Source organism: Hymenobacter psoromatis, assembly GCF_020012125.1.
Taxonomy (GTDB): Bacteria; Bacteroidota; Bacteroidia; order Cytophagales; family Hymenobacteraceae; genus Hymenobacter; species Hymenobacter psoromatis.
The window spans coordinates 4,072,818-4,092,148 of the sequence record NZ_JAIFAG010000001.1 but is presented as its reverse complement, the minus strand read 5'-3'; the positions used below and the strand labels follow the sequence as shown (position 1 = coordinate 4,092,148).

19 protein-coding genes are annotated in these 19,331 nt (G+C 59.8%); 5 read left to right on the top strand and 14 right to left on the bottom strand.

All coding sequences use genetic code 11. The features are described from left to right. Positions 1-11: 11 nt before the first annotated feature. The gene (locus tag LC531_RS17655) at positions 12-704 is read right to left on the bottom strand and encodes a hypothetical protein (RefSeq protein WP_223652631.1); all 693 of its coding nucleotides are present in this window, start codon (positions 702-704) and stop codon (positions 12-14) included. Positions 705-908: 204 nt separating this feature from the next. Between LC531_RS17655 and LC531_RS17650 the strand changes: the two genes are divergently transcribed. Beyond that, complete coding sequence (locus tag LC531_RS17650) at positions 909-1,640, top strand: SDR family NAD(P)-dependent oxidoreductase (protein ID WP_223652629.1); 732 nt, start codon at positions 909-911, stop codon at positions 1,638-1,640. 64 nt (positions 1,641-1,704) lie between these two features. On the opposite strand, the gene LC531_RS17645 is transcribed toward LC531_RS17650, so the two are convergent. The 8 genes from LC531_RS17645 to LC531_RS17610 all read right to left on the bottom strand — a co-directional run bounded on the left by LC531_RS17645 (position 1,705) and on the right by LC531_RS17610 (position 7,401). After that, positions 1,705-2,202 (bottom strand): hypothetical protein, encoded by a 498-nt coding sequence (locus LC531_RS17645; protein WP_223652627.1) that lies wholly within the window; start codon positions 2,200-2,202, stop codon positions 1,705-1,707. A gap of 4 nt (positions 2,203-2,206) precedes the next feature. Then, entirely contained in the window at positions 2,207-3,403 is a 1,197-nt protein-coding gene (locus tag LC531_RS22935) for a C10 family peptidase (RefSeq protein WP_223652626.1), read from the bottom strand. 460 nt (positions 3,404-3,863) lie between these two features. Continuing rightward, a complete protein-coding gene (locus LC531_RS17635) occupies positions 3,864-4,400 on the bottom strand; it encodes a hypothetical protein (protein WP_223652623.1) in 537 nt (178 codons plus the stop codon). 145 nt (positions 4,401-4,545) lie between these two features. Beyond that, positions 4,546-5,211: a hypothetical protein gene (locus LC531_RS17630; protein WP_223652621.1), complete on the bottom strand. Its 666-nt coding sequence runs from the start codon at positions 5,209-5,211 to the stop codon at positions 4,546-4,548. A gap of 72 nt (positions 5,212-5,283) precedes the next feature. Then, the gene (locus LC531_RS17625) at positions 5,284-5,763 is read right to left on the bottom strand and encodes a hypothetical protein (protein WP_223652619.1); all 480 of its coding nucleotides are present in this window, start codon (positions 5,761-5,763) and stop codon (positions 5,284-5,286) included. A 114-nt stretch (positions 5,764-5,877) separates the two neighbouring features. Then, positions 5,878-6,417 (bottom strand): SUKH-4 family immunity protein, encoded by a 540-nt coding sequence (locus LC531_RS17620; RefSeq protein WP_223652617.1) that lies wholly within the window; start codon positions 6,415-6,417, stop codon positions 5,878-5,880. Between the two features lie 55 nt (positions 6,418-6,472). Beyond that, positions 6,473-7,015 (bottom strand): YceI family protein, encoded by a 543-nt coding sequence (locus LC531_RS17615; protein ID WP_223652614.1) that lies wholly within the window; start codon positions 7,013-7,015, stop codon positions 6,473-6,475. A gap of 44 nt (positions 7,016-7,059) precedes the next feature. Beyond that, positions 7,060-7,401: a hypothetical protein gene (locus tag LC531_RS17610; protein ID WP_223652613.1), complete on the bottom strand. Its 342-nt coding sequence runs from the start codon at positions 7,399-7,401 to the stop codon at positions 7,060-7,062. 321 nt (positions 7,402-7,722) lie between these two features. On the opposite strand from LC531_RS17610, the gene LC531_RS17605 reads away from it, so the two are divergent. Continuing rightward, entirely contained in the window at positions 7,723-8,430 is a 708-nt protein-coding gene (locus LC531_RS17605) for a C40 family peptidase (RefSeq protein WP_223652611.1), read from the top strand. Between the two features lie 155 nt (positions 8,431-8,585). Beyond that, entirely contained in the window at positions 8,586-9,296 is a 711-nt protein-coding gene (locus LC531_RS17600; RefSeq protein WP_223652610.1) for a YkvA family protein, read from the top strand. 92 nt (positions 9,297-9,388) lie between these two features. Here LC531_RS17600 and LC531_RS17595 read toward each other — a convergent pair whose 3' ends face one another. The 5 genes from LC531_RS17595 to LC531_RS17575 all read right to left on the bottom strand — a co-directional run bounded on the left by LC531_RS17595 (position 9,389) and on the right by LC531_RS17575 (position 16,745). Continuing rightward, a complete protein-coding gene (locus tag LC531_RS17595; RefSeq protein WP_223652608.1) occupies positions 9,389-9,652 on the bottom strand; it encodes an acyl carrier protein in 264 nt (87 codons plus the stop codon). Between the two features lie 92 nt (positions 9,653-9,744). Continuing rightward, positions 9,745-13,191: an efflux RND transporter permease subunit gene (locus tag LC531_RS17590; RefSeq protein WP_223652606.1), complete on the bottom strand. Its 3,447-nt coding sequence runs from the start codon at positions 13,189-13,191 to the stop codon at positions 9,745-9,747. A 30-nt stretch (positions 13,192-13,221) separates the two neighbouring features. Then, positions 13,222-14,355: an efflux RND transporter periplasmic adaptor subunit gene (locus LC531_RS17585; protein ID WP_223652604.1), complete on the bottom strand. Its 1,134-nt coding sequence runs from the start codon at positions 14,353-14,355 to the stop codon at positions 13,222-13,224. 82 nt (positions 14,356-14,437) lie between these two features. Continuing rightward, positions 14,438-16,084, bottom strand: coding sequence for a TolC family protein (locus LC531_RS17580; RefSeq protein ID WP_223652602.1), 1,647 nt, complete (start codon positions 16,082-16,084; stop codon positions 14,438-14,440). Between the two features lie 46 nt (positions 16,085-16,130). Beyond that, on the bottom strand, positions 16,131-16,745 hold the full coding sequence (locus LC531_RS17575) for a TetR/AcrR family transcriptional regulator (protein ID WP_223652600.1): 615 nt from the start codon (positions 16,743-16,745) through the stop codon (positions 16,131-16,133). 309 nt (positions 16,746-17,054) lie between these two features. On the opposite strand from LC531_RS17575, the gene ispF reads away from it, so the two are divergent. Together ispF and LC531_RS17565 are read left to right on the top strand one after the other, a co-directional pair. Further along, on the top strand, positions 17,055-17,534 hold the full coding sequence (gene ispF / locus LC531_RS17570) for a 2-C-methyl-D-erythritol 2,4-cyclodiphosphate synthase (protein ID WP_223652598.1): 480 nt from the start codon (positions 17,055-17,057) through the stop codon (positions 17,532-17,534). A gap of 24 nt (positions 17,535-17,558) precedes the next feature. After that, positions 17,559-19,265 carry a M28 family peptidase gene (locus tag LC531_RS17565; RefSeq protein WP_223652596.1) on the top strand — a complete coding sequence of 569 codons (1,707 nt, stop codon included), beginning with the start codon at positions 17,559-17,561 and terminating at the stop codon, positions 19,263-19,265. Positions 19,266-19,331: the final 66 nt, after the last annotated feature.

Genomic DNA, 19,331 nt, shown 5'->3' with positions numbered 1-19,331 from the left:
GTGCTACCCCCCTAAAAGTCCAGGTTATTCGGGTTCTGCCCGCCCGACTTTTTCGCGTCGTAGCGGCTGCCCGCAGCGGGGCCTTGGTCGCGGCGCTGTCCGCTACGGCTCGCCGTGGGGCGGCTGCTACCCTTATCGGCCCCGTGCGACGGCCCCGCGGCGTAGCCGCTACCCGCCTTCACGCGCTCGCCGCCGGCTGGCGCGGCGCTGCTGCCGTAGCGGCTGCTGCCCCAGGGGCGCTGTTGCGCCCGCGGGCCGTGCTCTTCGCTGCCCTTACCGTGCGGCTTCTTGGCGAAGGGCGAGCGGCGGGGCACGTGGCGGTACTCACCTTGGTCGGCGCGGCGGCTAATGGTGGCCAGGAAGGCTACCCCGGCCGTTAGTAGCCCTACCCCCACCAGTTTCTGGGTGGTGCTCAAGTCGTTAACACTGGTCCAGGCTTTGGTGCCGAGGTCTTTGGCAGTCTGAGGCAACTGTTGGGCCTTTTCAGTCAGGCCCGACTCATCAAGCCATTTCTTGCTGCTTGCCAGCGTATCCTGCAGCACGGTCTGGCCGGCTGGCGAGTCTTTGGGGGGCGAGTAGCTGCGGGCCGAGGCACCGACCGGCCCCGACACGGGCGCGGTGCTGGCCAAGGGAGCGGGTAGTATATCGCCCGAAGAAGCGGTGCCGTGCGAGCCGCTTGGAGTGTTGCCGTGGGTGGGTTCCATAGGAAAAGGAGAAAGATAAAGGAGTGATATCAAGCGGCCCGCCCGCAGGCAGCCGTGGGTTGCGTATTCGTAAGTTGGGGCCGGTGGGTTGCGCTAGTGGGGGTAGGGCCGCCGTAGCCAGGCCCTACCCCCCGCTGGGTTACCTGAACAACTGCCGCGCTTAGGCGTTTTGTTGCCAGTAACTGTCTTCTTTAGCTACGCTACATGTTTCGTTTTCAGGGAAAAGTTTGCCTCATCACGGGGGCTACCTCCGGCATTGGCCGGGCCACGGCCGTGCGCCTGGGCCGCGAGGGAGCCACGGTGGTGTGCCTGGGCCGCGAGGTGAAAGCCGGCCGCGCCGTGGAGGCCGAGCTAAAAGCGGGGGGTAGCGAGGCGCTCTTCATTCGGGCCGACGTGGGCAAGGACGCCGACCTGGTGCGCGCCGTGGGCCAGACGCTGGCCCGCTACCAGCGCATCGACGTGCTCATCAGCAACGCGGCCATGATGACCTTCACGCCCATTCTGGAGCTGAAGCCCGCCGACTGGGACCGCGTGCTGAACGTGAACCTGCGGGCCACTTTCCGGCTCTGCCAGCTCTGCGTGCCCCAAATGCAGGGCGGGGCCGTAGTGGCCGTCAGCTCGGTACACGCCTCCCAGAGCACCCCCAACGTAGCGCCCTACGCTACCAGCAAGGGCGGCCTCGAAGCCTTCGTGCGCGGCCTCAGCCTGGAAGTGCCCTACACCCAGGCCCGCATCAACGCCGTGGCTCCCGGCGCGGTCGAAACCGCCATGCTGCGCAGCAACCCTAACATCATGGATGGTACCGAAGTCATCACGGGCCAGGTGGGTACCCCCGACGAGCTGGCCGCTGCCATCTGCTTCCTGGCCTCCGATGAGGCCACGTTTATCAACGGGAGCACCCTGACGGTGGACGGCGGGCGGCTGGCGCAATTGTGAAAAGCCCAGCCCCGGCGCGGGGCTGGGGTAGGGCTCAGGCGGCAAGCAGCTACCAAGCAACGGGTTATCGCTGACGCTGAAACACGTAATAGGGGACAACGCCCGGCGTCATAATTGGCGTGATAGGCTTCTCATTGAAGCGCACCGAAAGGACATCGTACTGGTGGAAGCGGTCGTTGGGCCGGGTATGCTGCACATCGTAGTGCAGCGTGTCAACTTTGTTGTTCAGCTCCAGATACCACTCTTTACTGCCGAGACTGCTTTCGATACCTAACTCCGCATTACTATACAAAATCTTATAAGGAAAAGCTACGGTTGAGTCCGCCACTACAATAGGCTGAAAATCTTTACCAGTGTAGTCTAAATAGAATTGCTTGCCTTGCGGCGTAAATGACCAAATTTTTAACGGCGAATTCACGCTGGTAATAATATTATGCCCTTGCTCATTGAGCAAAACGAAGGTCAGTGGGTCTGGTAGCTCATACCCATCAATAATAGGCTTCTTGCAAGCACTGAGGGCAATGACCAGCATTCCCACACTAAAAAGCACGAGTCTTCTCATAGGATTAAGGATGAATATTTATAACTACGTCCTGGCAGTATTGATAATTTTTATACAAAGTGCCGCTTGAAGTATAAATGGCCCAGTTGCCGAGAGTAAACCAGCCATTATATAAATTATTCCACCCCCAGTTCATGTGGTAGAATAAGTTGGTCATTACCCCATTTTCATCGTAGTTTTCGATGAAACCATCGCTTACCCAAGAGTGGCCGCTGCCTTGTCCCCACTTCACTCCACCAGCGCTGCTCTGGTCGGTATAGCCACCAAAAATCACAGGTTGGTTGTGCCTTAGATTATCCATCACATCGTAGTAATAGCTGATACCATTGCCACGAAGAATAAATACGCCGTTTTGTCCGCTGGAGCCATTGGGATAGTCCCGATAATCGGCTGACCCATAGCCAAAAGAGCGGAAACCATCGGGTATTTTATAAGAATCAGCGGATGAGGCGGTCTGGCAGTAGGACATACCAACGTTATCGCCTATGTTGTGCATAAGCTCGGCTAACTCGGGATAGCCGGTGGTAGGGGCTACCTGATAAGTCATGGCGGCCCAGTTGTAGCGAGCCGGGTATTGCCAATAGCGCATAACCTGAGCCATTGATGTTGCTACGCAGCCCGTTTGGCACATTACGCCATTAAACCGACACTGCGCGTTGTAAGGAACGTCTTGGCCCCAGGTAGATTGTATCAATGGCCCCACCTGCAAAGAGCCTGGCTGCCTGGGGGTGGGGTCGGGAGGAGTCCGGTTTGGCGTGATGCCGCTTGGGTCTTTAACTGCCGAACTGGCAAGTAGGGTAGTCCAGGCAGCAGCAGCACCTGGCGCGGTATTCTGGGCACTAGGATTAAGCCGAAGCGCCGCGGCTATCTGTTTGGTGTTCTCCACCCATGTTAATAAGCCATCAGATGTAGCTTTACCGTCGCCTAAGTTCGTCGGTAATGCTCCGTGTTCAGCGAAAGCTAGAATGGGCGGCATGTGTCTGTCAGCCGCTAGTATAGCGAAGCCACCCTGTGCGTAGTTGCAGAGAAACAGGCCAGGCTTCCCATCGGCAGCCAGTACGGGAGTCAAATTCAGCACACGCTGGCGGCCCTCAAAAACCCGTTGTGTATCACCGGTGAGCTGATTTTGCGAGCGCTGAACGAATATACCACTGGTAAGCGCGATGTTCTCCGCAGCAGTGGTAGCCTGGGTAGTAGTCACTGAGTAGAGAAGCTGCCCAGGCGCTTCAATTTCTCTTTTGCAAGAGAATACAGTGAGGCAGCTTAAGCCAAAAATTAGTGACCGCCAAGGGCGTTTTGTGGGGGGGGTAAATGCTTAAGCATAAAAGGAAAGAAGGGTAAGAGTACAAGCCAAATGTATACTATTTCTTCTCTATTTACAACTCATTAGCAGAAATATATTTTATAAGTTCCTCATTAAGTACCTTCTTAGCCCCTACCCCCTCACCACGCCACCGGTACCCGCAGTTTCACCGCGAACTCGTCGCCTACGCCGAAGACCAAGAAATGCTTTCAAAGCCACGTTCATCAGCGGGAGCACCCTGACAGTGGACGGCTGGTGCAGTTGCCGCATAGGTTCTACCTCGGTTAGTGACTAGAGCAGGGCTTGTGCGGCAAGCGGTTATCAAATAATATAATTGTAATGATATATAATAATTTAATCAGGCCGCGTTTTGTTCCAGCCAGGCGAAAAAGGAGGGGTTCAATGCGCGGTAGGCAGGCAGGAGAACAAGTACCGACAGCTGACGGTACAGCTCATTCAGGTGCGCGACGGCTGCTTTGTTCGCGTCCGGCACCGGCCCGGCGGTGAGGGCCAGGTCCAACACGGAATCCAGCGTCATAAACAAGTCGGACCTGAGCGTTGGCATGGTGCCGGCCGGTACCGGGCCGCCTATCCGCGAATCGCCGAGTAGCGTGGCGGGCGCTGCCCCCAAGCGCGTATCGTCCGGCTGGATGGGCAGGAACGTAATGTCGTCAAGCTGGTTCAGGCTGGCGGTGACCCGGAACGTCGGTGCCCCGGCGGTTCGTTTGTTGGGCGGCCCACCGGCAATGTACCAAAAGAACGTAAGCTGTTCCTGGCCAGGGCTGCCCAGCGGTACCGGCAGCGAGAGGGCAGACTCGCGCGTGACCTTCCGCAACCGCTCCGGGTGCTTGTTCACGGCCTCGATAACCTCAGCGGTAGTATAACGGGTGGGCATCAGCTGTTTTTTGGTACTGTTTAGAATCTGGTTTGATGAACTGAAGGTAGAACGCAAAACCTGCGTTGGCAACAGATACTCCTTCGGTATTGCTTGGAATGGCTTATCGTTTCAAATAAGCCCTGTTTTCGCAGGGCAAACTGTTTTACGGGGCGAGGTCTACATCTTCCACTTGGCCGCCAATCCAGGCACCCATCAGCCCCCAGAAGTTCTTGTTCAGCATCGGTGCCAGCGGCTCCTCATGCCACCAGGCCAGCGCCTGGCTTTCGGAGGCCCGCACCCCGTGTGTAATATCCAGGCCCAGAAGGTCCCCTCCACCATTGCCGAACACCGTGATTACATCACGCAAACGGAATGGCAGCTGGGCCTTCTCGTCTGGCTCAAGCTCCCAGTCCTGGTCCGACAAGTACCCGATGTCCTTAACCGGTAGCGGCCCCATCGCGTCGGAAGCAAGTTGCGTCCAGCCATCGTGTAGCTCGCGGTAGAACTGCTGCAAGCCCGGCAGCAGGCAGGCCCAAATCTCCTCTTTACCCTTGGGCACCCGGTCACCAAGCGGCGGCCAGCCCCGAAAAAAGTAAAGGTCTTTTCCCCGGCTGTAGACGTAAAGCAATGAGGGCGGCTGCGGCTCTTTCAGTAGCAGGCAGATGCCGCGCACTTTATGCTGCAAGAAGTCATCCACCTCCGGTAGCAGGGATTGGTAAGGCCGCCACATTTCCAGCCAGCTTTTGGCTCCGGCGCTCTGCTGGCGCAGCAACTCGACCCACGCTTCCGGCACACCCATTTCATCCCGAACCTCGGTGGCGGCGGTCACTATGACTATATTACGTTCAAACCGACGTATTTTGGCAAGCATGTCTTCTGTCGGCGGCAAACTCATAACATGTTAGTAAAGAACCAGCTTTCCTTCGGGGAACTCTCCCTGCCAGCCGCAGGGAAAACGCCCCTGGGTATACCAGTAAATCTGGTCGGCAAAGAAGCCGGGGGGAAACACTTCGGCGAATTCGCACTCAATGCCAAAGTGGATTAAGTCCCAGCGGATACAACTCTCAACAATAGCAGGCAAGCCCAACGCCGCGCACAGCGGACGAATCCGGCGTTCAACGAGCGGCAGGACCACTTGCCTGACGTCCGCCGCAACCGTGTTCCACTGCCGATAACGCTCGATGTCTCTTCTCAAGACCGCCTCGCCGTAGCGGTTGGCGGCTTCCAGCGTCAAGGCGTCCCATTCGTCTGAACCGCACTGTTCGATGGCCTCGTCCCAGCTTTGGAGGATGATAAACGGCCCTTCGCGCGGCTGGCCGACGGCCGAGAACCAATCGGCCCGCTCGATGATGTGAAATGCGTCCCGTGCTTCTGGTTTCATATTCAAGATTGATATCCGCAGTAAATGCCTAATCTACTATTGTCTTATCCTCACTAACTAGATGCAGTTTTGCCGCGCTGCTGCTGCTAGCACTCTTCTTCAGCTCATACGCTTTTAGGTGAAAAGTTCTAGCTCTTCAATAATGACGGACCACCAATTATCAGGATTACGCAATGCTTCCGGGTCAATTTTATGGAACTGTTCTTTGAGCGAGTCAAGCTGCTCTTTCATCATTTTCCGGGTTGCCTTCTTCGCCTGCTCAGGTTCTGGTAAGCCTCGATAGGCCAGTAAGAATTCGGCGAACTTCGTGACGGTTGAATTGACGAACCTCGTCATCAACTCCTGATAAGCATCTACAGCGATAACGTGCTCATCGTCTTCTATGTCAATACAAAGAAATGTACCGCCATCATCCGCTAGTACAAGGTAGCGCCGGAAACCCAGCGGAAAACTTATCTCCGGTAGCATAGCCGGCATTGGTGCCAACACGTCAGGAGGAGCATAAAATATTAAATTAGGCTTTGCTTCCTTTGGCAGACATACATCGCGGAAAAACTGCTTTGAGACTTCAGAAATAGGGACGGCTTGCAAAACCGAAGATGCAAGAGGTAATAGCCCATCCCCCCAGACGTTACAAAAGTCTTTTAGCAACATAGAGGTGTCCTAAGGTGGCCTAATCAACTATCGGATTATCCGGCAGTTATCTTCCTCACCGCGCCACCGGCACCCGCAGCTCCACCGCGAATTCGTCGCCCACGCTGAAGCCCAGAAAGTTGCCCTCAATGCCGTAGTCGTGGCGGTTGACGGTGAACTGCCCGCTGAAAACACCCCGCCCGGCCGCCCCTGGCGCGAAGTGAAACGGGATGACGACCGGCCGCGTCACGCCGTGCAGCGTGAGGCGGCCGGTGGCTACGTAGGCATCGCCGCGCCGCGCGATGGTGGTGGACGCAAAGCGGATGGTGGGGTATTTCTCTACATCGAACCAGCTGTCGCCGCGGGCGTGCTTGTCCTTCAGCTTATTGCCCGTGCTGATGGTGGCGGCCTCCACGCGCACGTCCAGCGCGGCCTGGGCCGGGTCGGCGGGGTCGAAGTTGACGGTGCCCGCGAGGCCCGAAAACGTACCCTCCGCCTTGCCGCCGCTGAAATGGACAGCATAGTCGGGGCTGATGGCCCAGCCGCCGGGCAGCATTGCGAAGGCGGAAGCCACCAGCAGCAGCGTTAAAAAAGCGAGTAGTCGGCGGGCGTAGCGCATGGCAGGGGGTAGGGACCACGAAAAGATACGACCCCGCCGCCCGGCTAGCCGCGCCGCGTCTTGGCTTTCCTACCCCCGCGTTGGGCGGCCATCACCAGCCGCGCGCCTTCGCGGGCCTCCACCTCAAACTTATTCTGGTAGTAGCCGACCCGCGCCGACTCTAGCAAGTACTGCCACAGGAAGCGGGGGAGGCCCAGGTCGCGCACCTGGCGCAGGTGCACTTCCTCGTGCGCCACCCACTCGGGGTCGGCCAAGAACTCGGCGCGGGTAGCCCCGCTCAGGTGCACGCGCTGGCCGATTACCATCGCCACGCGGGAAGTATTGCCGAGTACCAGCCGGGCCACGCGGGCGAGCGGGGAATTAACGAAAGTTTTGGGAGAATTCATGGTGTAAGATTCGGGCTTTGCTACGAGAGACGAGTGCAACTGGTTTTACTTATGCCCGGTGAGTTTTGAACTATTTTGGGTACTTTTTCAAGAAAATCATTCTTTTTCTGAGAAAAAGGTAGGTTGGTGGGTTACCTTCTGCTTAGCTTTGGCCGGTTGCTACCCCTTGGCTTTTACCTAAAAAAGACGAAGAGCAGCCGTTCATTTATCCTTAATGCCTGCCGCCGTAGCGGCCCTGCCTAGCGCAACAGACTACCCCACTCCCTCCTCTCCGGTCAGCCAGCTTTAGGGCGCTACCGGGGCCTACCCCACCGACGGACAATGAAGAATACCCTGCTGTGTTGCCTCGCCGCTGCCTCCCTGGCGCTCTCCTTCTGCTTTGATAAAACGCCCGATGCCCCGGCTTCGGCTGGTGCTTCGGCCCCGGCCATCGCCGAGGCTTCGCTGCTTTCGGGCCTGCTGCCCACCCCCGCCGACAGTGCCGCCGCGCCCCGCGCCGAGCCGCCCGCCGCCACGGCCGCCCGCGACTCGCTGGCCTACGGCTACTACGGCCAAACGCTGGGCGTGAGCCTGGCCCACACCGAGAACAAGAGCCTGCTGCGCACCATCACCAACTGGCTGGGCACGCCCTACAGCTACGGCAGCAGCTCGCGCCGGGGCACCGACTGCTCGGGCTTCGTGTCGCAGGTGTTCAAGAAAGTGTACGGCATCACGCTCCAGCGCAGCTCGCGCTCCATGTTTACGAGCGTGCGGCGCGTAGCTAAAACCGATATGAAGGCCGGTGACCTGGTATTCTTCCGCCACGGGCGCGGGGCCATCTACCACGTCGGTATCTACTTGAAAGATGGGAAGTTTGCCCACGCGGCCTGCAACGGCGGCGTCATGGTCAGCTCGCTGCACCAGGCGTATTATAAGCATAATTTCTACTCCGCGGGCCGCGTGGCCGGCACCGCGGGCTTCTCGCCCGACGCTACCCCCACCGAGGCGGCCGAGCTGCTGCACGCCAACGCCAACGCCCGCCCCGAGTAGGCCGCCGCCGCTCCCGTGTTTCCGTCAAAACGGCTTCCGGCACGCGCCGGGAGCCGTTTTTTTGCGTAGTGATAACTCGCGAGCGCCTTATGCAGTAAACAACTACGTAACACGCCCGCGCGATTATCCCGCGCCCTACCCCTACTTTTTTTTGCATGGCTACTACTAAAACTACCGCCCCTTCCGGCCAAGATGTTGCCGGGTCGGCTTTTTTTAAGAAATTCCTGACCGCCGCCGAAGGCTACATCAAGCAGCCCACGCGCCTCAAAAAGCTCCTGCTCGATGCCTATACCAAGGCCCGCGAGAAGAAGGAAATCGGGGCCCTCGCCCACGAGGTTTGGGACACGCTGCAAAGCTTACTTCGCCTCATTAAGATGAGCGCCTCGGGTGAGTACACGGGCCTGCCCGCCAGCACGACCGTGGCGGCCGTGGCCGTGCTCATCTACTTCATCTCGCCCCTTGACCTCATCCCCGACTTCATCCCGGTGGTGGGCCTGCTCGATGATATGGTCCTGGTAGCTTGGTTCTCCACTTCCATTAAGCACGAGTTGGATAAGTTTCACGAGTGGGAGGCCACCAAGGCCACTACCGTTGTGACCGACGACGAGTTGTGGCAGACCCGCTCGGCCGGTACCACCAACCAATCAGCCAAGAATGCGGGCACTACCCCCCAGCCCATCGCCGGCCAGTCGGCTACCGACGCGGGCCTGGGCTCGCCCAGCAGCGCCACCACCGCCCCCGTGCATAGCCAGGGCCCCGACATGGGCCCGGATAGCCGCCGCACCAGCGACGTCACCGCCAATACCAGCGGCGGCAGTCGTGATGGCAACGACGGCCGCGAAGCCACGGGCGGAAACGTGCGGTAGGCTTCGGATTTCTGGTTAAACGTTAAAAAGGCCCGCCTGAATTACCAGGCGGGCCTTTTTAACGTTTAACTAGAAACCAAAAGCCAGAAATTTCACGCCGTGTGCGCCGTGACGTAGCGCACGAAGTCGCCGACGGTGTGGAAGGGTACCTCGTCGGGCACGGTGATGTGGAAGTTGCGCTCTAGCTCCAGGATGATGTCCACGAGGTCCACGGTGTCGAAGCGGAGGTCGCGGCTGAGGCTGGCGGTGCGGCGCAGGCGCACGGGCTTGATGGCTTTGCGCTTGCTGATAATGCGAAGCACTTGCTGCTCAATGGCTTGGGCCGGAGCGGCGGGGGTAAGGAGGTCAGTAAACATTTTTGCAGAAAAATAACAGGGGTAAAGAAGTGGCAGCTAACGTGGCCAGGCGCTGGTTTGGTACGCGACCATCCTAGCACCTGGCCATTCGGCTAGACCAGCACCGGGGGGGTAGCGGCTTCCAGTTCCTCCTCGGTCACGGCGTGTGCCTCTTCGCTGGGGGAGTTGTAGTCGCGGCCCGTGAGCTTGGCGTGCAGCTTTTCGTTGAGCAGGTACATCACCGGGACTACCAACAGGGTGATAAGGGTTGCAAACGTCAACCCGAAAATTATCGTCCAGGCCAGCGGCCCCCAGAATACCACGCTCTCGCCGCCCAGGAAGAAGTGCGGGTGGCCCGAATTAAACAGCTCGTAGAAGTCAATATTGAGGCCTACGGCCAGCGGGATGAGGCCCAGCGTGGCGGCCGTGGCCGTGAGGATAACCGGGTTCAGGCGGGTGCGGCCGGCCGTCACGATGGCGTCGTGCAGGTTCATGCCCTGCGCTCGGAGCATGTCGGTAAACTCGACCAGCAGGATGCCGTTCTTCACCACGATGCCGGCCAGGGCAATAACGCCTACCCCCGACATCACAATGCTCACGTTCTGGCCCGTGATGGCTAGGCCCAGCATTACGCCGATAACGGAGAAGATAATCTCGGTCAGGATGATAATCGGCTTGCTCACGGAGTTAAACTGCGAGACGAGCACCAGGAAAATGAGGGCCAGCGCGCCGCCGGCGGCCACGCCCAGGAAATCGCTGGTTTCCTTTTGGTCTTCCTGCGCGCCCCCCATCTTAATGGTGTAGCCGGGGGGGGTAGGGAAGCTCTTGAGGGCGCGCTCCACGTTGGCTACCACGTCGGGGCCGGTGAAGCCATTGAGCACGTTCGAGCTGATGGTGATGAGCCGGTGGGTGTCTTTGCGCTTGATGCCGCCGTAGGTGGTGCCGTAGTGCACGTCGGCCACCGCCGAGAGCGGCACCTGCCGGATGGAGCCGGCGCTGAGGTCGCGGAAGGTGAGCGGCGCGTTCAGAATAGCGTCGATGTTGTCGCGGTAGGGCTTGGCGTAGCGCACCTGAATAGGGTACTCATCGTCGGGGGTTTTGAATTTGCTGGCCTCGAAGCCGTAGATGGCCGTGCGCACTTCCTGCCCGATTTGCCCGGTGCTGATGCCCTCACGGTTGGCGCGCACGCGGTTGATGTTGACCCCGATTTCGGGGTTGCGGTCCTCCAAATCGGAACGCAAATCCTCGATGCCGCCAATCTTGAGCGAGTCCACGTAGCGCTCCACTTTCTTGCTGAGCGCGGCCAGTTTGGGGTAGTCGTCGCCGCTCACTTCAATGGCCACCGGCTTAGCCTGCGGCGGGCCGCTGCTTTCCTGGTCCACCGTCACGGATGCGCCCGGAATGCCCTTCACGACCTCCCGGATTTTATCCATGTAGGTGTGCGTCAGCGGCCCGGTGCGGTCGGCCAGCTCCTTAAATGCCACGGCTACTTTGCCCAGGTTCGACTGCGACACGCCGGCGGCGGTCGCCACCTGCGGGTCGCCGGCCCCGATGGCGACGTTGGTAATCACCGACTCCACGTCGTGGTTGTGCCGGCCAATGACGCCGTACACCCGGTTCTCCAGAATCTTGGTAATCGAGTCGGTTACCGCCACGCGGGTGCCCACCGGCATTTGCAGGTAGGTATAGATAAATTTGGGGTCGCCCTTGGGGAAAAAATCCACCTTGGGCTTGCGCGCGCCCAGCGCCATAACGGCCACCACGCCCAGCACCAGCACGCCGGCCACGATGGCCAGCTGCCGCCACACCTTGCCACCCACCGCGATTTCGATGAGGCGGGCGTAGCCGTTTTGCAGGGCCGGCAGCACGGTGCGCTGGAAGCCGGCAATCATATACACGAACACGTACTTATCCAGAAAGCAGAGCGTGATAACGGTCAGCATCAGGTTGCCGAAAAACTTGGAGCCGCTCAGGTAGCCGCCCACGGCCAGCAGCGCCAGCCCGCCCATACCCAGCAGGAAATTGCGCGTCAGCTGCGGCTTCTCCGCGTGGTCGAGGTGCTCCTCGCGCTGCATGAAGCTGACCGCAAACACCGGGTTCATCACGAAAGCCACCAGCAGCGACGCGCCCAGGGTAATGATGAGCGTGACGGGTAGGTAGAACATGAACGAGCCAATGAGCCCCGGCCAGAACATGAGCGGCACGAACGGCGCCACGGTCGTGAGCGTACCGGCCAAAACCGGGATAAACACCTCGCCGGCCGCGTACTTAGCTGCCTTGCTCGTGCTTAGGTTCGGGTGCTCGTGCAGTAGGCGGTGAGTATTTTCAATAACCACGATGGCATCATCCACCACGATGCCCAGCGCCAGCAAAAAGGCGAACAGCACCACGATGTTGAGCGAGAAGCCTACAATCGGCAGGATGATGAACGCGATGAACATACTCAGCGGCACCGACAAGCCCACGAACAGCGCGTTGGTGGTGCCCATGAAGAACATCAGAATCAACGTCACCAGCAAGAAGCCGATGATGATGGTGTTAATCAGGTCGTTGAGCGTGTTACGCGTGTCGTTCGAGGTGTCGCCGGTAATCGTGATTTTGAGGCCCTTGGGTGCGGTCAGCTCCGCTTTTTTCACTAGGGCGTGAATCTTGTCCGAGGCGTCGAGCAGGTTTTCACCCTGGCGCTTCACCACGTTCAGCGTCACGGCGGGTTGCCCGTCGAGGCTGGCGTAGCTCTCGCGGTCCTTGAAGCCGTCGGTCACGGTGGCGATGTCGCCGAGCCGCACCGGCGCGCCGCGCAGGTTCTTGATTTGAATATCGGCGATGTCGGCCGCGTTGGCGTACTGGCCGGCCACGCGCACGGCCCGCTTCTGGGTGCCCACGTCGATGCTACCCCCCGAAACGGTCACGTTCTCGCGGGCAATGGCGTTCTCCACGTCGCTGAAGCTCAGCTGCGAGGCTTGCAGCTTGTAGAGGTCCACGTCCACGTTCACCTGCTGCTCCAGCGCGCCCACGATGTCCACGCGGGTGATTTCGGGCAGCGCCTCAATGTCGTCCTGGAAGTTGTCGGCGAGCTTTTTGAGCTGCGCGGCGGGCAGGTTGCCGCTCAGGTTGACGAACATAATCGGCTGCTCCGAGATGTTGACCTCCTTCACCGTGGGGGGGGTAGGCAGGTCGTTGGGCAGCTCGGTGGCGGCCTTATCTACGGCGTCCTTGATGAGCTGCTTGGCATACTGCACGTTCACGCCGGAGTTAAACTCCACATCCACAATGCTATAGTCCTGGTTGGAGGTGGAGTTAATCTTCTTCACCCCATTCACGCCCTTAATCTCCTTTTCGAGCTGGCGCGTCACCAGGTTCTCAATATCCGTGGGCGACGTGCCCGGATACACCGTAGCCACGATGATGCGCGGAATCACGATATCCGGGAATTTCTCCTTGCCCAGCTTCACGTAGGCGAAGAGCCCCGCGATGCAGAGCAGCACCGTGATAACGTAGATGCTGGTTTTGTTGTCGATGGACCAGCTGGTGGGTCCAAACTCTTTTTCAATATCTTGCATAACAGGGAGTTGCTAGTTGAAAGAGACTATTCAGCTGATTTTAATGGTCTGGCCCGCGCTCAGGTTCTGGTAGCCGGCCGAAATCACCTCGTCGCCGGACTTGAGGCCGCTGGTTACTTCCTGCTTGCCGTTGTAGGCTTGGCCGGTTTTAATGACCCGCTTTTCAGCCACGGGGTGGCCTTTCTCCTTGCCCACCACCAGCACGTAGGCGTTCTGCTCGTCGTGCTGAATGAGGTCCACGGGCAGCACGGTGGCGTTGGCCTGGCCGTAGTTCTGGATGCGAACGGTGGCCACCATGTTGGGGCGCAGGCGGGCGGTTTGGCCGGGGGGTAGGCGCAGCTCCACGGTGAAGGTGCGGCTATTGGCCGAGATGGTGCGGCTCACGGTGCGCACGGTGCTCGGAATTTCCTCGTTGCTGAGGTCGGGCAGCGTCACTAGGGCCTTGTCGCCGGCCTTGATGCTGCCCGCGTAGGCTTCCGATACGTCGGCCAGAATTTTGCCGCCCTTGCCGCTGTTGAGCTGCACTACTGGCGCGCCGGGGGCCACGGTTTCGCCCAGCTTGGGCAGTACGTTGTCCACCACGCCGGCGTAGGGCGCTACCACGCTGTACATGGCCAGCTGCTGGTTGAGCGAGGCCAGGTTGCGCTGCAGGCTCTCATAGGTGTTCTTGGCCTGGAGGTACTGGATTTCGGTGCCAATCTGCTGCTTCCAGAGGCCAGCCTGCTTTTCATACACGATTTTGGCCAGGCTAAGGCGAGTGCGCAGCTCGGCAATGTTGGCATCCAGCACGTTGGCATCAATGGTGGCCAGCACCTGGCCTTGGTGCACACGGTCACCGCGCTGCACCCGCACGCTGGTGAGCGTGCCGGCGGCGCGGGCCCCCACGGTCGCGTTCTGGTCGAAGTCTACCCGGCCCTGCACGTCGAGGTAGCCCGCGAAGTTTTGCGGCTTCACCTCCAGCACCGACACCGGTACGGCGGCGTTGGCCGAGTCAGCCTTGCCCGCGCCGGTCGAGGCTTCAAGGGTCGCGATTTTGGCCTGCGTGGCGGCCTGGTCGGCCTTTAGTTTCGCCAGCTCGGCCTTGGGGTCTTTGGTACCGCCGCAGGCAAATAAGCTGATAGCTACGAGCGGATAGCCGACAGCTTTGGTGAGAGTGCGTTTCATATAGAAAGAAAGTCTTTTCAGAAAAAAGCTAAGGGCTGCTTGAATGCCCTCGCTAAGGGCTGTCAGCTAACGGCTTAAAAAATTATTTCGATTGGGCGTACAACTCGCCGGTAGCCTTGTCGCGGTCCACCTTCGCCACCAGCACATCGTAAATGGCCGAGTAGTAGTTGGTTTGCGACTCGCGCAGCGAGGTTTCGGCCGTAATCACTTCCAGGTTGCTCCCTACCCCGGCGTTGAACTTGATGCGCGTCACACGGGCCACATCGGCGGCCAGCTCCAGGTTGGCCTTCTGGTTGTCGAGCACATCGAGGGCATTCACGAGCGTGGTGCGGCTTTGGGCATCCTGCAAGTCAATGCTTTGGCGCAGCGTCTCGAAGCCGCGCTCCAGCGTTTGCTGCGCAATGCGGGCCTGCTGCACCTGGTACTTGCGCCGGAAGCCATCAAACACCGGCACGTTCAGCGCCAGCCCCACGTTGCCGAAGCCAAACCAGTTCTGGTTGAGCTGGCCCGCCCCGTTAACGGAGGCCGCCCGCCCGCGAATCGTCAGAAAGTCGTTCGCCGTGAGGCCCGAGCCGCTGAAGCCGTAGGCGGCTGTGAAGTTGAGGGTGGGGTAGGCCCCGGCGCGGCGGTTGCGCAAATCCAGCCCGGCCAGCGCCTGCTGGGTTTGCAGGGTCGAAAACTCGATGCGGTTGTTGTAATTGAACAGCGCCTGAGCCTGCGGCGGCTGGCCGGTGTTCAGGCCGGGGGTAGGCGGTGCGTTGGTGTCGGCACCAGGAGTAGCGCCGGGCTGGGCGGGCAGCGGGCTGGCCCCGTCCACGCCTCCGCCGGCGTTAAAATTCGCTACCCCCAGGCGCTGGCGCAGCGCGGCGGCATCCACCACGGCCGCGCCTAAGGAGTCGGTCAGCTGCACGACTTGGCTCTGGGGCAGGCCCATCTGAAACTTGAGCAGCGCCACGCTCAACTCGGTCAGGCGCTGGGCTTTCTGCTGCTCCACCACCAGGTTGTTGCGCTGCACCCGCAGGCGGTCCACGTCGAGCTTTTCGGCGAAACCCGCCTTGAAAGTCTGGTTGGTTTGGTAGAGCACCGTGTCGAGGCGCTGCACGTTGCGGGCCAGCAGCGCCAGCCGCGAGCGGGCCACCAGCGTGCTGTAATACGCCTTGCTCACCTGCTCTACCACGTCAATTTCGGCCTGCTGGGTCTGCTTTTTCGATAGTTCCTGGTACACCTTAGCGGCCTTTAAACCAATTAGATAGCCGCCATTAAAGAGCTGCTGCGAGAGCGTGGCCGACGTGTTGCCCGCGTATTGCAGGCCGAAGGCAAATGACGACGGCGGAGCATTAACGCGGGCACCAAGGGATAATGGCACGGCTTGTCCACCGTTGGCATCCGCGATATTTTGCTGGGTCAGCAGCGTAGGCACGACGGGGAAGCTCACTAGGCTCTTTTGTATCTTGTAGTTGTCGGCTACGTTGGCCCCAAAGTTCACTTGCGGCAGGCCTTGGGCTTTGACCTCGCCGACCCGCGCGGCGGCGGTTTGCTCGGCCAGGCGGGTGGCCCGCAGGCTCGACTTGTTTTGCACGGCGTAGTGCACGGCCTGGGGCAGGCTCAGGGCCATTGGGCCGGCCTGGGGCTGGTCGGGCAGGGCCGCCGGGGCAGTTTGGGCCAGGGCCGGCAACCAGGCCCCCAGGACCAGGCCCGCCAGCAGGGTTTTGGTAAATGTATTTTTCATGGAAAATAAACGGCGGCAAACACGTGTGCCTGAGCGCCTAACGAGGTTATTCTTCCTCCGTAATGTGTTGGTACTTGTTAAAGAGCCGGTGGCCTTTCAGCGTGGCCACACCCAGCAAAAAATGCTCGTCGAATACTTTATTGACCCGCACGGGGGCAAACTGGGTGGGCGGGTAGAGGTCGGGGTCGAAGGCCAGTTCAATCTGGGCCAGGTTGAGGCGGGCCAGCACCTCCACGTCGAGGTCGGCGCGAAACAGCCCTTCCGCAATGCCCCGGCGCAGGTTCTGGGTTATTTGGTCGAGAATGAAGGTGCTCTTGTGGGCCGAAAACAGCGCCCAGGCGGCGGGGTGGTACTTGCGCAGGTCGTAGAAAATGCTGGGGTGAATGTTGCTGAATTGCTGGTCGGCCCAGGCCGAGATGGTCAGCATTTCCTGCACCGCGTCGGGGGCGGTGCCCGCTACGCGGGCGCATTCGCCCTGGGCCTGGCAAAGGTGCGTCGTCATCACGCCCAGCACTATCTCATCCTTGTTGGTGAAGGTCTTGTAAAGGGTTTTCTTCGACATGCCCAGCTCGGTCGCAATCTCATCCATGCTCACGCTCCGGATGCCATTGCGCAGAAAGAGGCCGGCGGCGTGGGCTAGAATTCGGTCTTTGGTTTCCATAACGGGCCGCAAAGATACGCCGGAAACTTTCAGTGGGAGCAAAGTTTCCAATAATTTCTTGTAGCCGCCCAATTACCGGTACTTCGTACTGCTGGTGACGCAGCAGGCCAACGTTTATTTTAGAATGCCTGTTTTTTTACGCACCTGTCTTTTCTCCTTGGCTTCTAGTTGGTTTGCGTCAGTAAAGCTACAAATATTAGTAATAACCTCCAAATTTATTTACTAATTTTTTTGGCTACTCTAGCCTTGTTACCTAGCCCAGGCCCACGCCAAATACCTTTGCGCTCCTTCCTAACTTTTCAAGTACTCATGAAAATTCGCGTTGGCTTCGGCTACGATGTGCACCAGCTGCAGCCCGGCCTACCCTTCTGGCTCGGCGGCATCGAGGTGCCCCACACCCACGGTGCGCTCGGCCACTCCGATGCCGACGTGCTCATCCACGTTATCTGCGACGCGCTGCTCGGCGCGGCTAACCTGCGCGATATCGGCTTCCACTTCCCCGACACCGACCCGCAGTACAAGGGCATCGACTCGAAGCGCCTGCTGGCCGAGGTCATGGGCATTGTGCGCGCCAAAGGCTACGAAGTCAGTAACATAGACTCTACCATCTGCCTCGAAAAGCCCAAGGTGAACCCGCACATTCCGGCCATGCGGGCCGCGCTGGCCCAGGTGATGGGGGTAGGCGAGGACGATATCTCCATCAAGGCCACTACTACTGAAAAGCTCGGCTTTGTGGGCCGGCAGGAGGGGGTAGCCGCGTATGCTACCGTGTTGATTACGAAAGAATAAGCTAATCTTTACCGTTTCGTCTCTATGAAATACACCGCCCTTCTCCTCGCGGCCCTGGCTCTGCCCGGTGCGGCTCAAGCCCAGAAAGTCAAAGTTAAGCTAAAGCCCAAGGGCAGCCCGGTGGGCCAGTATCCGGGGGGCATTGCGCCGCACGGCTCCGTGCCCATGCCCTACCCCCTGCCCAACCCGCCGCTCACCGACCCGGCCACTGACCCGGCCGCCGCCTACGCCGCGCGCTACATCACCCAGGAAAGCCTGCGGCGCGACCTCGCGGTGCTGGCCTCCGATGAGTACGAGGGCCGCGAAACCGGCACTAAGGGCCAGAAAATGGCGGCCGCCTACATCAGCAAGCAGTTTGCGGCCGATAGCCTGCAAGCGCCCGTGACTGCTAACTCAACCAATCCTTACCTCCAGCCGTTCAGCCTGGAGCGCAGTGCCTGGCAGCCGGGCGGCACGCTCACGGTGGGCGGTAAAGCCTACGCGTGGCTGAAGGATTTTTACGCCTTTGGCCGCTCGCCCTTTGGGCCGGCCACGGCCGTGCAGCCGGTGTTCGTGGGTTACGGCATCGAGCAGGGAGATTATTCTGATTACCAGGGGCTTGATGTGAAGGGTAAGGACTTGATTATGCTGCTCGGCGAGCCGCACGATGCGGCCGGTAAGTCTGTTCTCAGCCCCGACGGCAGCCCCACCAAGTGGGCCGTTGACTACCGGGCCAAAGCTGCCCTGGCGGCGCAGAAAGGCGCACGCAGCGTGTTTTTCGTGACCCAGGAGCCAGCCGACAAGTTTGAAAAAACCACCGCCCGGCTCGCTCCCCGCGTGATGCAGCCCACCATTGCCTTCGCCGACCAGCCGGGGGGTAGGGCGCCGGCTTTCTTCGTATCGCCGGCTCTGGGCCTGAAGCTGTTGCGCACCAGTGCTACTGCTGTGCAGCAGTACGCGGCCGCCACGGCCGCCGCCGGCAAGCCGGTCGCCAGTAAGTTTCGGCCGGTAAAATTCAGCCTAAACGCGCCGCAAACCAGCAGCGCCGTGAGCACCGAAAACGTGCTGGGCTTTTTGCCAGGCACCGATTTAAAAGAGGAGATTTTAGTGGTATCGGCGCACTACGACCACTTGGGTATCATTGGTGGCGAGGTGTATAACGGGGCCGACGACGACGGCTCGGGCACGGTCGGGATGCTTAGTATCGCGCAGGCGTTTGCGAAGGCTTCCCGTAGTGGGCACGCGCCGCGCCGCAGCATCTTGTTCCTGGCCAACACGGGCGAGGAAAAGGGCCTGCTGGGCTCGGAGTACTACACCGACCACCCGGTGTTTCCGCTGGCCAGCACGGTTACGGACCTCAACATTGATATGATTGGCCGCACCGACGCGGCCCACGCCGGCCAGCCGGATTACGTGTACGTGATTGGGAGTGACAAGCTTTCTTCGCAGCTGCACGCGGCCTTGCTAGAAGCTAACCGCACCCACGGCAACCTAGCCCTGGATTTCCGCTTCAACGACCCCGCCGACCCGAACCGGTTTTACTACCGCTCCGACCACTACAACTTCGCCAAGAAGGGTATTCCGGTGGCGTTTTTCTTCAACGGCGTGCACCCTGATTACCACCAGGCCAGTGACGAGATTAGCAAAATCGAGTTCGATAAGCTGGAAGCGCGGGCGCGCTTGGTGTTCTATCTGGCCTGGGACTTGGCAAATCGGGATGGGCGGGTAGTGGTAGATTCTAATAAGCCATAGATTTTTAGCGCCTAAATAAGTTGTTATTGCGAGCAAAGAGAAGCAATCGCATCAGAACGATAAATG

Excerpts from the sequence above, each read along its gene's own strand:
- LC531_RS17625 (WP_223652619.1), bottom strand. The coding sequence starts at position 5,763 with ATGAAACCAGAAGCACGGGACGCATTTCACATCATCGAGCGGGCCGAT.
- LC531_RS17610 (WP_223652613.1), bottom strand. The coding sequence starts at position 7,401 with ATGAATTCTCCCAAAACTTTCGTTAATTCCCCGCTCGCCCGCGTGGCC.
- LC531_RS17565 (WP_223652596.1), top strand. The coding sequence starts at position 17,559 with ATGAAATACACCGCCCTTCTCCTCGCGGCCCTGGCTCTGCCCGGTGCG.
- ispF (WP_223652598.1), top strand. The coding sequence starts at position 17,055 with ATGAAAATTCGCGTTGGCTTCGGCTACGATGTGCACCAGCTGCAGCCC.
- LC531_RS17575 (WP_223652600.1), bottom strand. The coding sequence starts at position 16,745 with ATGGAAACCAAAGACCGAATTCTAGCCCACGCCGCCGGCCTCTTTCTG.
- LC531_RS17580 (WP_223652602.1), bottom strand. The coding sequence starts at position 16,084 with ATGAAAAATACATTTACCAAAACCCTGCTGGCGGGCCTGGTCCTGGGG.
- LC531_RS17600 (WP_223652610.1), top strand. The coding sequence starts at position 8,586 with ATGGCTACTACTAAAACTACCGCCCCTTCCGGCCAAGATGTTGCCGGG.
- LC531_RS17655 (WP_223652631.1), bottom strand. The coding sequence starts at position 704 with ATGGAACCCACCCACGGCAACACTCCAAGCGGCTCGCACGGCACCGCT.
- LC531_RS17590 (WP_223652606.1), bottom strand. The coding sequence starts at position 13,191 with ATGCAAGATATTGAAAAAGAGTTTGGACCCACCAGCTGGTCCATCGAC.
- LC531_RS17615 (WP_223652614.1), bottom strand. The coding sequence starts at position 7,015 with ATGCGCTACGCCCGCCGACTACTCGCTTTTTTAACGCTGCTGCTGGTG.
- LC531_RS17645 (WP_223652627.1), bottom strand. The coding sequence starts at position 2,202 with ATGAGAAGACTCGTGCTTTTTAGTGTGGGAATGCTGGTCATTGCCCTC.
- LC531_RS17650 (WP_223652629.1), top strand. The coding sequence starts at position 909 with ATGTTTCGTTTTCAGGGAAAAGTTTGCCTCATCACGGGGGCTACCTCC.
- LC531_RS17620 (WP_223652617.1), bottom strand. The coding sequence starts at position 6,417 with ATGTTGCTAAAAGACTTTTGTAACGTCTGGGGGGATGGGCTATTACCT.
- LC531_RS17635 (WP_223652623.1), bottom strand. The coding sequence starts at position 4,400 with ATGCCCACCCGTTATACTACCGCTGAGGTTATCGAGGCCGTGAACAAG.
- LC531_RS17595 (WP_223652608.1), bottom strand. The coding sequence starts at position 9,652 with ATGTTTACTGACCTCCTTACCCCCGCCGCTCCGGCCCAAGCCATTGAG.
- LC531_RS17585 (WP_223652604.1), bottom strand. The coding sequence starts at position 14,355 with ATGAAACGCACTCTCACCAAAGCTGTCGGCTATCCGCTCGTAGCTATC.
- LC531_RS17605 (WP_223652611.1), top strand. The coding sequence starts at position 7,723 with ATGAAGAATACCCTGCTGTGTTGCCTCGCCGCTGCCTCCCTGGCGCTC.